Origin of the sequence: Comamonas sp. 26 (assembly GCF_002754475.1) — a bacterium.
Classification (GTDB): Bacteria; Pseudomonadota; Gammaproteobacteria; order Burkholderiales; family Burkholderiaceae_C; genus Comamonas.
The window spans coordinates 714,439-726,525 of record NZ_PEFL01000001.1 but is presented as its reverse complement, the minus strand read 5'-3'; the positions used below and the strand labels follow the sequence as shown (position 1 = coordinate 726,525).

The window sequence follows — 12,087 nt, the reverse complement described above, 5'->3', positions numbered from 1 at the left end:
GTTGGCGGCCTTTTTCATGGGTGAAAGATTTTGTTGCATTCTGCGACCTCGATCACTGCTGCCAAGCGACTCTCAAGCCCGGCAGCAGGTGACAATCACCTTCATGCCCCACACTGCCTACTCGCTCTTCCGCGCTCGTCCACACCTGCTGGCAGCCACTGTCGCCGCAGCCATGCTTTCAGGCTGTGCTACCCGGCCTGAGCCCCAAGCCACGCCCAAGCCTGCTCCTGCAGCAGCGCAAAGCAGCGGTAACAACAACAGCAGTAGCAACACCACGATCGAAAACGAAACGCAGGCAGAAAGCCCCATCCAAGCCAGCAGTTTCGCGCACTGGAAGCAAGAGTTTGCTCCGCGCGCAAGCGCCGCTGGCATCTCAGAGCGCACGCTGCGCAGCGCTCTGGCCAGCGCCAAGTTGCAACCCAGCATCATCAAGCTGGATCGGTCGCAGCCTGAATTCACGCGCACGCCCTGGCAATACCTGGATAGCGCCGTGTCCGCACAGCGCATCAAGACCGGCAAGCTCAAGATGCAGGAATATGCATCTGCGCTGCAAGCAGCAAGCCAGCGCTACGGCGTGCCGGCTCAGGTCATCACCGCCATCTGGGGCATGGAAAGCAATTACGGCAGCAACTTTGGCAGCTTCTCGGCGGTGGATGCACTCGCCACCCTCGCCTTTGATGGCCGCCGCGCCGAGTGGGCGCAAAAAGAGCTGATTGCCGCGCTGCGCATCATCGACAACGGCGATATTGATGCCGCCCACATGATCGGGTCGTGGGCTGGTGCCATGGGCAACACGCAGTTTCTGCCCTCGGTATTTCTACAATACGCCGTCGATGCTGATGGCGATGGCCGCCGCGATATCTGGGGCTCCATGGCAGACGTAGCCGCCTCCACCGCCAACTACTTGGCCAGCTCAGGCTGGACCGCGAACGAGCCCTGGGGCGCAGAAGTGCGCCTGCCCGCCCATTTTGATTACGCACGAACCGAGCTTTCCATTCGCCAGAACAGCAGCGCCTGGTCTGCCGAGGGCGTGCAAGGCATGAACGGTCAGCCCCTGCCAGCCATGGCAGGTGCCAGCATCATCGCCCCCGCGGGCGCTCGCGGCCCGGCCTTCATGGTCGGCAGCAACTTCCGCGCCATCCTGCGCTACAACAACTCCACCAACTATGCGCTGGGCATCAGCCTGCTGTCATCACAACTGGCTGGCAATGGCGGCGTTGTTGCCGAGTGGCCCCGCGACCTGAGCGCACTGACGCGCGAGCAAACCAAAGCCATGCAAACGGCCCTCACCCAGCGCGGCTTTGCCACCGGCTCGGCGGATGGAGTGATGGGGCCCGCTACAAGAGCAGGTCTTCGCCAGTACCAGCAAAGCCAAGGTCTGGTGGCTGATGGCTACCCAACGCTTGAACTGCTGCAACGCTTGCAGGCGAACAACTAGATTTTAAAAAGATAGCTACTACCACCTGATATTCATAGAGTTCAAGAATAAAAATACCTGAAGTCTATGAATATCAAGCGCAAGCAGCTCACAAAATAAAAGCGCCGCTTCGTCCAGAAGCGGCGCTTTTTGCTGCATGTTCACTCAGGACTTGTCGACAGGCTCCGGGTAGCTCACCTCCAGCACTTCCAGCATTCGCACACCTGCTGGCGTGGGCAAAGCGACCTCATCGCCCACACGTGACTTGAGCAATGCACGGGAGACTGGCGCAATCCAGCTGACCTGATTCTTGGCACTCTCCGCCTCATCAATGCCCAGGATGGTGATCGTGCGCTCGATCCCCTCGTCATCCACATAGGTCACCGTCGCGCCAAAAAAGACCTGATCGCTGCCCGCATGCACGGCAGGGTCCACCACCTCGGCAATTTCCAGGCGCTTGGTCAGAAAGCGAATACGGCGATCAATCTCGCGCAGGCGTTTTTTGCCATAAAGGTAGTCGCCGTTTTCAGAGCGATCTCCGTTGCTGGCCGCCCAGTGCACGATTTCCACGATCTTGGGCCGCTCGCTGTCGATCAGATCAAGCAGTTCCGTCTTGAGACGCTGATAGCCTTGGGGAGTGATGTAATTTTTGCCGCCAGCGGGCAATGGCGGCAGACCACCGACGTCATCATCGTCGTCGCCATCTGATTCTTTTGTGAAAGCCTTGCTCATAGGCAGCAATCTTCACACAGATCAGGTGCAGCGTAATCCAGTGCTCCATCCATTCAGAAACGAAAAAGCCTCAGAACTTTTCAGTTCTGAGGCTTGTCGTATGGTGCGGCTGGCAGGAATCGAACCCACGACCCCTTGGTTCGTAGCCAAGTACTCTATCCAGCTGAGCTACAGCCGCTAAGCCACGATTGTATGCGATTTTTCAGACCCATCAGTGAAAACCCGCATTTTTTTCAGATTCGTGGTCCAGCTTGGCAAACAGGCCAGCACCTTCAACGTAGTGAACAAACGAAAAAGCCTCAGAACTTTTCAGTTCTGAGGCTTGTCGTTTGGTGCGGCTGGCAGGAATCGAACCCACGACCCCTTGGTTCGTAGCCAAGTACTCTATCCAGCTGAGCTACAGCCGCTAAGCCTCGAATTATACATCAATAACTGAGACTTCCCAAAAAAATCAAACAAGGCAGAAATGCTCAGCATTTTTAAGTACCTCGACGGCATCTGACGATGCCAAAAAGCCGCATTGACTGAACACGCATGTGCTCTGCCCTATATTGGCAAAACTGAGCATCTCGCAGCTGTTACGCAAAAATGGATGAGAAGGCAGCTGTATGAGATTAAGCCTGACTCATGCTCACCAGGCAATGTTTCATGAGACAACTCAAACCCGGCTTTTCATGGGTTGAGGCAACGATTTCACAACAATAAATGACGACAGACACCCAACAAGCCCCATCCCGAATCCCTCCCTCCGTGGCGATGTGGGAGCAGCTGTTTCGCCGCAGCGCAAGGCCTGCACTCAGCCTGCAAGGCCAGATTCGCGAAATGCTGGTGGATGCTATTCTCACCGGGGTTCTGGCACCTGGTGAACCCGTTCCCTCCAGCCGTGAACTCGCCAAGCACCTGGGCGTTGGCCGCATCACCGTGGTCATGGCTTATCAGCAGTTGAGCGAAGAGGCTTTTTTGCTAAGCCGCGAGAGAAAAGGCCATTTCATACATCCCGATGTGCTACAAGGACGCGCCTCTGGAGCCGAACGCAAACCATCCCACGGCAAGCGTGCGGACATCAAGGAGAACACGGACTGGTCGCGACGCCTTTGGCTACGCCCCAGTCAGCAGCGCAGCATCGTGAAGGAAGACGACTGGCAGCGCTTCCCCTATCCCTTTCTTTACGGCCAGTTCGACAAGGACTTGTTCCCTACGGCCGCCTGGCGTGAATGTTGCCTCAAGGCCTTGGGCGTGGTGGACATCCGCTTGTGGGCGCCCGATCACATCACCCGCGATGACGACAGCCTCATTCAGCAGGTGCAGACCAAGATCCTGCCGCGCCGCGGCGTCTGGGCTTCGCCCGATGAAATCATCATCACCGTCGGTGCCCAGCATGCGCTATATATGGTGGCCGATTTGCTGATGCGCGAAGGATCTTCCATCGGCATTGAAGACCCCTGCTACCCCGATGCACGCAATATCTTCAGCAGTCGCACCTCGCAAGTCATCCCCATCGCTGTGGACGGCGATGGCTTGCCCATCGTCAACGCCATGCGCAAGCTGGAGTATCTCTACGTCACGCCCAGTCATCAATGCCCAACGGGTGTCACCATGCCTCTGGAGCGACGTGAAGCCCTGCTGGAGACAGCACAAAAGCATGACCTCATCATCATCGAGGACGACTACGAAAGCGAGAGCAGCTTTGATGAACAGCCCATACCTGCACTCAAAAGTCTGGATCGCAGCAACCGCGTGATCTATATCGGCAGCCTCTCCAAAAGCCTGGCTCCGGGCTTGCGCGTAGGTTATATCGTCGCACCACCCGAGCTGATCAAGGAGCTGCGCGCCCTGCGCCGCCTCATGATTCGTCACCCTTCCACCTTCATCCAGCGAACGCTGGCCATGTTCATTTCTTTGGGCCATTACGAAGCCCAGTTACGCCGTCTCGGGCAGGCACAGAAAGAGCGCCATGCCGAGCTAACAGCGGCCATGACCAGATACCTGCCCGAATGCCGCATCACCCCGGTACGCGGCGGCGGTTCTTGCTGGGTTCAGCTACCGGATCACGTGCCAGCGAAGGCTCTCGCACAACAGGCTGCCGAGCATGGAGTGCTGATCGAACCCGGCGACGTGTTCTTCACTGCGACCCGCAACACGGGAAACTTCATACGTCTGGGCTATCAGTCCATTCCTGCCAACCAGATCGACCAAGGGATCAAGTTACTGGCCGAAGCCATGCAAAGCATATAAAGATGTAAAAAAGGCCCCGGACGCTGGGTCCGGGGCCTTCGTTAAATCCGTCAATTCTTGCGTAACTTGGGCGGTGCTAGCTCATCCAGCAACCCGTCCGGCATCACGCCTCGCCTCAGAAACTGACGTACGAAATAAGCAATCAACAAGATACATAGACTGGCGACACCCAGGGCCAGTGGCGTGCGCTGCTCGGGGATAAAGCCCATGGCGACCACGATGGACACCATCCCGGCAATCGCCAACCAGGTCAGGTACGGGAAGCACCACATACGCACCTTGAGCAGATGTGGTGCCTCGTTCTCTAATCGATAACGCAGGCGCAACTGCGAAATGGCAATCAGGATATAAACAAAAATGGCGACCGTTCCGTAAGAATTCACCAGAAAGGCGAATACTTTGTCGGGGGAAAGATAGGACATGACGATGGCACCATACCCAAACAGGGTAGCCACCAAAATGGCATAGACCGGCACGCCATTGCGGCTGACCCGGGCCAGCACCTTGGGGGCATCACCGCGGCGAGTCAGAGCAAACAGCATGCGCGAGGAAGCATAGAGACCCGAGTTGAGCGCCGACAAAACCGCAGTCAGTACCACGGCGTTCATGATCTGTGCAGCGGCCGGTACACCCATTGCTTCCAGCGCACTGACGTAAGGCGTGGACATACCTGCTGAGCTCCATGGCACCAGGCAAGCCACCAGCAATACCGATCCGACATAGAACACCAGCACACGCAGGATGACCGAGCTCGTCGCTTTCGCCACGGCCTTCTGGGGCTCCGCAGTTTCTGCGGCGGCGATTGTCACGATTTCAGCGCCAAAGTAAAAGCCTGTGGCGGCCACCGCCCCGGTGAGCACCGGAACAATGCCGTTGGGCATGAAGCCGCCATTCTGAGTCAGGTTGGCGATATGCATTCCGCCGGTTCCAGGCGTTAAACCCAGCACATAGACGCCAGCAATGAACAGAAACACCACAATGGCGGCCACCTTGATGGAAGCCAGCCAGAACTCGCATTCACCAAAGGATTTGACCGAAACCAGATTGGTCAGCGTCATCAGGATCAACAAGACCAGACTGATGCTCCATGCAGGCACATCAGGCAACCAGTAGCGCACCAGCTCCGCGCCTGCGACCGCCTCCAGCGCCACCACGATGACCCAGAAGTACCAGTACATCCAACCCGTCAGAAAACCTGCCAGTTGCCCCACGCCAGGTCTGTCAATCCAAGCCTCGCGGGCGTATTCATAAAATGAGCCCCCCGTCATGGAGCAAGCCATCTCGCCGAGCATGCGCATGACCAGAACCACCAGCAGGCCGGTGATCAGGAACGAGATGACGGCCGCAGGCCCCGCAGACTTGATAACCACGCCGCTGCCAACAAAAAGTCCGGCACCGATGACGCCCCCCAGGGCAATCATGGTCATGTGGCGCTGCTTGAGTCCATGCGACAGCCCATCCGACGATGAGTGCGGATTTCCAATCATTTTTTGTCTCCTGTCTTACTGACATTGGCATGTCAGACGCCACGGCTTTATGTGTGTAGTTCAGCCCTGCAGTTCACGCAAGCTGTTGCAGTGGTCGTTCAGTTGGGTGCTTGAAAATTTCTTTTGAAATCTGTGTGCCGGACAATCTGCTGATGAGCAGCAATGCCCGACATCGAGCTTGAGCCTAGAGTCAAACTTCCGAGACTGGCGGACGATCCTTGCGGTAAGCGTTCTTGACAGCGATCTTGCCGTCACGGAAGGTGAAGACATCGACCATGCGCGCTTCGACACGCAGACCATCGGCCTTGGTACCTTTGAAGGTGCTCTCGGAGACCCCGCGTTCACCTTGCACAAAATGTTCGCCATCTACCCAAGATGCATCAGGGAAGGCTTGCCAGGCCAGTTGAAAGCCATCGCGCACGGCCTCACGTCCCACGAAACTGCGCCCCATCAAGTCTGGACCGGCAACGGCGTGAAACTCGCATTCGTCGGCCATGAAGTCCATTAATGCGTCAATGTCGTGCCGATTCCATGCATCAGAGAAGCGTGCCAGAAACTGGGCATCGGGTTGGAATTCTTTAGTGCTCATGTACTCTCCAGATTGCTGTGATGTCGTAGGTACCTGCTTCTGAACTTCGGTACCGCTTGATCGAAAATGTCAGAAATTCCGATAAGTCATGGTAGGTAGCACTGGCTCCATTTCGTAGAACCAGTTCACGGCAATCGTTAAGTCCAATGCCATGCCTTGATGCAGCGTTGACATGCTGGTGAAATGAGAAAAACTGATGAGAACGTCTTGAGAAAAGACTGTCTCCGCCTCTGAAGCCCCTATTTCGTACCTCTTTCTAACGCCGAGAACGAACACCCTGCAACGACCTTTTCTCTATCGCCGTTTAGGTGAAAACGATAGATAGAAAGCAGGCGGCTTGTTCAACCCGGTTCGGCAATCGCAATCTCAAGGGAACCAGCAGCAATGCTTGGATCACTGCGTTCATTTCTTGATGAGTCGGGTGCACTGTCGGCGCAGCTGATGTGCACTTGAGCGTGCAGCCACGATATCTGCAAGCAATCTTTGGATGCCGCCCACAAATCCCGCAATCTGGCTCCATCAAAACCCATGCCGTGGCCCTAACGAAGAGCGCAAGGGGCTGGCTATGCTGCGTTCATCACACCTATGCCATGACTAACAGTGGCATCTGCATTGGTTTTTCGTCCATTCATTCCATAGCAACAGAGCGACGCTTCGAGCGCAGCAGACAAGGAGACAAGCACCATGAAAGCCGAGGACATTCGCCCCAGCCATCTGCGCCCTTATGACCCGCAATACGACCCACTGGTGGCAGCCAATCCGGGCCATGGAACCGGCTATGCGCCGACCTACTGGGTAGGTAACGCAGGTAGACCGCCTGACGACGATGGTCCTGTTTGTGGCGACATGGATGCAGATGTGGTCATCGTGGGTTCTGGCTTCACTGGCCTGTCCACCGCACTTTTTTTGGCTCGTGAACATGGCATTCGCGCCGTGGTTCTCGATGCCAATCAGACAGCCTGGGGCTGCACCAGCCGTAACGGAGGCCAGGGTCAGAATGCCAGCGGTCGTCTTTATCGCTCGCAGTGGGTTGAGCGCTGGGGTAAAGACGTTGCGCTGAAGCTGGATGCGGAGATCCGTGAAGGCTTTGATACCTTCAAGAAGCTGGTGGCGGAATTTCCCGAATGCGAGCCACAACCGGGCGGGCATTTGTATATCGCCCACCGCGATAGAAAGATGGATTTTCTGCGCAACGAGACCCGCGTCATGCGCGAAGTCTTTGGCTATGACGCCCGCATGCTCAGCATTGACGAAGTCCGCCGCGATTATGTCGATGATGCGGATTGCCATGGTGCCATGCATGAACCCGACGGCATCGGCGTTCATCCGCTCAAACTGGCCTTCGGCTATCTGCGCAAGGCCCGTGAATTGGGGGTAAAAGTGCACACAGCCAGCCCGGTCATCGGCATGGAAACCCGCAATGGCGTGCATTGCCTCAAAACACCGGGTGGCACGGTCAAAGCACGCGCCGTAGGCTTTGCCACCGGTGGCTATACCAGCAACGGCCTGCACCGCCAACTGAACTCGAAGATCATGCCGATTCTCTCGAACTCGCTGGTCACCCGGCCTCTGACGGAAGATGAGTTGGCAGCAACCAACTTCAAGACCACGCAAGTCATCACCGACACTCGCACTCTGCGGTTTTACTACCGCAAGCTGCCCGACAACCGCGTGCAGATTGGCAGCCGCAGTGCCATCACCGGTGCCGATGCACCGAATCCAATTCACATGGCCAAGCTGGTCGAGGGTCTGCACCACAAGTTCCCGGCACTCAAGGGCATTCAGGTGGACTACTCCTGGTGGGGTTGGGTGGATGTAAGCCACGACATGATGCCGCGCATCACCCAGCCCGACCCGAAAGAAAGCATTTTCTATGCGGTAGGCTACGGCGGCAACGGCGTGTCCTTCTCCGCCCATGCAGGCCGTCGCATGGCGCAGCGCATTGCAGGTCAAAATATCAAGGCCTTTGAGTTGCCAATTTACAACTCACCACTTGAATATCCGAATGTGTTCAATATGGTGCGTTCCGAGGCGTTTGCACCATTTCGTCGCATGGGCCAACGCTTCCTCTATCACTGGTATCACATGCACGACGAAAAGAACTGACCCAGGCAGCCTCTTTAAAGTCACCGAAACATAAAGAGCAGCTTTCGCAAGAAAGCTGCTCTTTTTTTAATGCTGTTGCATGCATCTCACGCTCAGTTCAACACTGGTTTTTTCTAAGAAATGCATCTTGCAAAAGCGTTCAGCGCCTCTTTTTTGGGGGTATCTGAAACCACAGAAAAAGCGACGTTTATCGGGGCTTGGCGCTCGATCAGTGAATACACCTAACGCCCTGGAAAAGCACAAATAAACGTCCTTAGAAAATGCGTTGATTTCAGCACAAAGCCGCATCAGACAAGGCTTTGCGATGCACCGATGCAGTGCATCCAAGCACATTCGACACAGGTGTTTTCGACATAATCCGGCCCCGGTTTTTGCTGGACCTAACGATTGACATCAACTGGCCCTACTGAGTGAACGACGTTGCTCACTACGATCCGCTCAGAAGGCTCTGTGCACATCACCAAAGCTTTTCAGGCGGATCAAGTCCCAAAAAAGAAACTCGAGAACAAGTCAGCACGAGTGGTAGCAACACGGGACTTCTGGTCGAGATATTCAACGGATTTCGCTCTAAAAATGGAGAAGTCAACAATGAGAATGCAGAAACGATTGGCACTGAAAACGGGTATCGCCTTGACAGCAGTGGCTTTGGCAGCTCCCGTCCTTGCACAGCAGAAGACCGTGACCTTTGCCAACCAGGACATGCTGGTACCTCTGCGCCTGGTCATGGAATCTGGTGAAGTGGAGAAGGAAACCGGCTACAAGATCAACTGGCGCATGTTCTCGGGCGGCGGCGATGTGATCCGGGCCATGGCCTCGGGCGATGTGCAGATGGGAGAGATTGGATCCAGCCCTCTTACTGCAGCGGCCAGTCAGGGACAGGACATCAAGCTGTTATGGATCTCTGCGGATATCGCGAATGCAGAAGCCCTGGTGGCACGCGATGGCGCTGGCATCACCAGCCTCAAAAGCATGGAGGGCAAGCGCATAGGCGTTCCATTCGTCTCCACCGCGCATTACCAGTTGGTTGCAGCCCTTGGAAAAGAAGGCGTTGACTCGCGCAAGGTCAACATCATGAACATGCGCCCGCCAGAGATCGCCGCCGCTTGGGAGCGCGGCGATATCGACGGCACTTTCGTCTGGGATCCGGTGCTCGCCAAGGTCAAGCAAAAAGGCAAGGTGATTGCCACCTCCGGCAGCATTGCTCAGATGGGCTACCCCACCTTTGAAGGCATTGCAGTAAGCAGCAAGTTCGCTCAGGAAAATCCCCAATTCATGGTGGCCTTCGCCAAGGCTTTGAATCGCGCCAGCGCCCAGGTACGTGACAACCTGGCCAAGTGGACGCCGGAGTCGCCAGAAATCAAGGCCATTGCCAAATGGAGCAAGGCCGACCCTAAGGATGTGCCCGCAGCTATGGCGCTTTATCGTTTTCCCAGCGCAGAAGAGCAGCTGAGCGCGCAATGGCTGGAAGGCGGTGCCGCCAAGGCCATGACCAACACCGCAACGTTTCTGAAGTCCCAAGGTCGCATTCAGGAAATAAAGCCTGACTACGCTGTGTTCGTTACCAACAGCTATGTCAAAAAAGCCATCGGCCAGTAATTGCTTGAACCCGCTCACGACGTTGCTTCAAGCACCGCTACCGCTAATCGCACCGCCGTGAATTCCTGCTTCATTTCTCTTTGGAAGGCAATCTCATGCCGACTCTGGATATACGCGACCTGACGGTCAATTACGAGGTCAAGGATGGGCATCTGCAAGCCCTGGCTCCTGTGAACCTGACCATGAATGAAGGCGACTTTGTGGTCGCGCTCGGCGCATCGGGCTGCGGCAAAACAACCTTGCTCAATTGCATGGCAGGATTTCTGCCGCCTTCGAACGGGCAGATCCTGCTGGATGGCAAACCCATTCAGGGCCCCGGAGCAAATCAAGGCGTGGTATTTCAAAAACATGCGCTGATGCCATGGCTCAATGTGATCGACAACGTCGCACTGGGACTGCGTATGCGCGGCATGGACCTGAAACAACGCACGCTGATCGCCGAAGAAAAGCTGGGCCTCGTCGGTTTGCAGAACTACGCCAAACGCGCCGTCTATGAGCTGTCTGGCGGCATGCAGCAACGCGTGGGCATTGCCCGCGCGCTTGCCAACGATCCCGCTCTTTTGCTGATGGATGAGCCCATGGGTGCGCTGGATGCATTCACGCGTGAGCAAGTCCAGGAGATCCTGCTACGCGTCTGGAAGGCCACCAACAAGATGGTGTTCTTTATCACTCACTCGGTAGAGGAAGCTTTGTTCCTGGCAAGTCGGCTGATCGTCATGAGCCCCAGTCCTGGGCGCATCTCCCATGTCTACGACGACATGCCTTTTTGCCATGAATTTCTTCGCACCGGCGATGCCCGCGCCGTCAAATCGCGCCCAGACTTCATCAAGATGCGCGAAGAGGTTCTCAATCTGATTCACCACCGGGAGCATGCCAATGTCTGAAGCAGTCCAAATCAACCATTTGCCAACCGCAACAACGCGCGTGCAGCCCAAGACTCCTGCCACGCAAGCATCGGGAGCGGTAAAAACAAGTCGCTTCAAGACCCCGGGCGAAGGCTCCAGCCTTGGCATCAGCATTGCCACCGTGATCACGCTGCTGGCACTGTGGTTTGCCGCCACCAATCTCGGCTGGGTCAAACCCTTGTTTCTGCCCAGTCCGCAAGCGGTTTTTCAGCAGTTCTATGAATACCTGACCGGGCAAGCCAACGACAAGCCGCTGTGGCAGCATTTTTCCGCCAGCTTGCTGCGCGTGACCGTGGCGTTCTGGCTGGCCTTCATCATTGCCGTTCCGTTGGGCATTGCCATGGGAATGTCACGCGTCGCACGCGGCATCTTCGATCCGCCTATCGAGTTCTACCGTCCGCTGCCGCCGCTGGCCTATCTGCCACTGATCATCATCTGGTTCGGCATTGATGAAACGCCCAAGATTCTGCTGATCTTTCTGAGCTGCTTTGCCCCCCTGGCTTTGGCGGCTCGCTCGGGCATGCGCAGCGCGGCACAGGAGCAGATCAATGCCGCGTACTCGATGGGTGCCAGCTATTTGCAGGTGATCCGCCACGTGATCCTGCCAGCCGCCCTGCCGGACATTCTGGTGGGCATGCGCATCGCCATCGGCTTTGGCTGGACAACGCTGGTTGCCGCTGAAATGGTGGCGGCGAACGTAGGCCTGGGTCAGATGGTGCTGAACGCGTCGAACTTCCTGCGCACCGACATCGTGATCATGGGCATCATCGTCATCGGCGTGATTGCCTATGTTTTCGATCTGTTCATGCGCTGGGTCGAGAAGCGTCTGGCTCCATGGAAGGGCTGCATGTAAACCCTGATTCCCTGCGTTGCAATCACGGCCTTCCATTAGAGCCACTGATGGAAGGCCGTCTGACATTCAGGTCATTGCGCAGACCTGGCGCTCGTTGGCTTTGATGACTTGTTTCGCTTGGCTAGGCAGCCATTCGCGGACTTATCGAAAGGGATGGATCAAGCGAT

The 12,087-nt window shown here is 56.3% G+C and carries 10 protein-coding genes and 2 tRNA genes; 6 read left to right on the top strand and 6 right to left on the bottom strand.

Annotated features, from left to right (window positions below):
* Positions 1–94: 94 nt before the first annotated feature.
* Positions 95–1,438: a lytic murein transglycosylase gene (locus CLU84_RS03450; protein WP_369826851.1), complete on the top strand. Its 1,344-nt coding sequence runs from the start codon at positions 95–97 to the stop codon at positions 1,436–1,438.
* A gap of 144 nt (positions 1,439–1,582) precedes the next feature.
* Here the strand turns inward: CLU84_RS03450 and greB are convergent, their stop codons facing one another.
* From greB to CLU84_RS03435, 4 genes are all read right to left on the bottom strand, one after another.
* Positions 1,583–2,149, bottom strand: coding sequence for a transcription elongation factor GreB (greB, locus tag CLU84_RS03445; RefSeq protein ID WP_099735951.1), 567 nt, complete (start codon positions 2,147–2,149; stop codon positions 1,583–1,585).
* A 101-nt stretch (positions 2,150–2,250) separates the two neighbouring features.
* A tRNA-Arg gene (locus tag CLU84_RS03440) sits at positions 2,251–2,327 on the bottom strand.
* A 33-nt stretch (positions 2,328–2,360) separates the two neighbouring features.
* Positions 2,361–2,507, bottom strand: coding sequence for a hypothetical protein (locus tag CLU84_RS21995; protein WP_158235166.1), 147 nt, complete (start codon positions 2,505–2,507; stop codon positions 2,361–2,363).
* A tRNA-Arg gene (locus CLU84_RS03435) sits at positions 2,480–2,556 on the bottom strand. Before CLU84_RS03435 ends, CLU84_RS21995 begins: the two co-directional genes overlap by 28 nt.
* A 298-nt stretch (positions 2,557–2,854) precedes the next feature.
* Here CLU84_RS03435 and CLU84_RS03430 point away from each other — a divergent pair.
* A complete protein-coding gene (locus CLU84_RS03430) occupies positions 2,855–4,384 on the top strand; it encodes a PLP-dependent aminotransferase family protein (protein WP_099735950.1) in 1,530 nt (509 codons plus the stop codon).
* Between the two features lie 50 nt (positions 4,385–4,434).
* On the opposite strand, the gene CLU84_RS03425 is transcribed toward CLU84_RS03430, so the two are convergent.
* Positions 4,435–5,871, bottom strand: coding sequence for an amino acid permease (locus CLU84_RS03425; RefSeq protein ID WP_099735949.1), 1,437 nt, complete (start codon positions 5,869–5,871; stop codon positions 4,435–4,437).
* A gap of 190 nt (positions 5,872–6,061) precedes the next feature.
* Positions 6,062–6,460: a nuclear transport factor 2 family protein gene (locus CLU84_RS03420; RefSeq protein ID WP_099735948.1), complete on the bottom strand. Its 399-nt coding sequence runs from the start codon at positions 6,458–6,460 to the stop codon at positions 6,062–6,064.
* 684 nt (positions 6,461–7,144) lie between these two features.
* Here CLU84_RS03420 and CLU84_RS03410 point away from each other — a divergent pair.
* From CLU84_RS03410 to CLU84_RS03395, 4 genes are all read left to right on the top strand, one after another.
* Positions 7,145–8,566: an FAD-binding oxidoreductase gene (locus CLU84_RS03410; RefSeq protein WP_099735946.1), complete on the top strand. Its 1,422-nt coding sequence runs from the start codon at positions 7,145–7,147 to the stop codon at positions 8,564–8,566.
* A 588-nt stretch (positions 8,567–9,154) separates the two neighbouring features.
* Positions 9,155–10,162 (top strand): taurine ABC transporter substrate-binding protein, encoded by a 1,008-nt coding sequence (tauA, locus tag CLU84_RS03405; protein ID WP_099735945.1) that lies wholly within the window; start codon positions 9,155–9,157, stop codon positions 10,160–10,162.
* Positions 10,163–10,257: 95 nt separating this feature from the next.
* Positions 10,258–11,046: a taurine ABC transporter ATP-binding protein gene (locus CLU84_RS03400; RefSeq protein WP_099735944.1), complete on the top strand. Its 789-nt coding sequence runs from the start codon at positions 10,258–10,260 to the stop codon at positions 11,044–11,046.
* Complete coding sequence (locus CLU84_RS03395) at positions 11,039–11,920, top strand: ABC transporter permease subunit (protein WP_099735943.1); 882 nt, start codon at positions 11,039–11,041, stop codon at positions 11,918–11,920. Before CLU84_RS03400 ends, CLU84_RS03395 begins: the two co-directional genes overlap by 8 nt.
* The last annotated feature ends 167 nt before the right edge of the window (positions 11,921–12,087 follow it).

What these genes read in the sequence shown, in the direction of transcription:
- greB (WP_099735951.1), bottom strand. Translation starts at nt 2,149, where the DNA reads ATGAGCAAGGCTTTCACAAAAGAATCAGATGGCGACGACGATGATGAC.
- CLU84_RS03430 (WP_099735950.1), top strand. Translation starts at nt 2,855, where the DNA reads ATGACGACAGACACCCAACAAGCCCCATCCCGAATCCCTCCCTCCGTG.
- CLU84_RS03425 (WP_099735949.1), bottom strand. Translation starts at nt 5,871, where the DNA reads ATGATTGGAAATCCGCACTCATCGTCGGATGGGCTGTCGCATGGACTC.
- CLU84_RS03420 (WP_099735948.1), bottom strand. Translation starts at nt 6,460, where the DNA reads ATGAGCACTAAAGAATTCCAACCCGATGCCCAGTTTCTGGCACGCTTC.
- CLU84_RS03410 (WP_099735946.1), top strand. Translation starts at nt 7,145, where the DNA reads ATGAAAGCCGAGGACATTCGCCCCAGCCATCTGCGCCCTTATGACCCG.
- tauA (WP_099735945.1), top strand. Translation starts at nt 9,155, where the DNA reads ATGAGAATGCAGAAACGATTGGCACTGAAAACGGGTATCGCCTTGACA.
- CLU84_RS03400 (WP_099735944.1), top strand. Translation starts at nt 10,258, where the DNA reads ATGCCGACTCTGGATATACGCGACCTGACGGTCAATTACGAGGTCAAG.
- CLU84_RS03395 (WP_099735943.1), top strand. Translation starts at nt 11,039, where the DNA reads ATGTCTGAAGCAGTCCAAATCAACCATTTGCCAACCGCAACAACGCGC.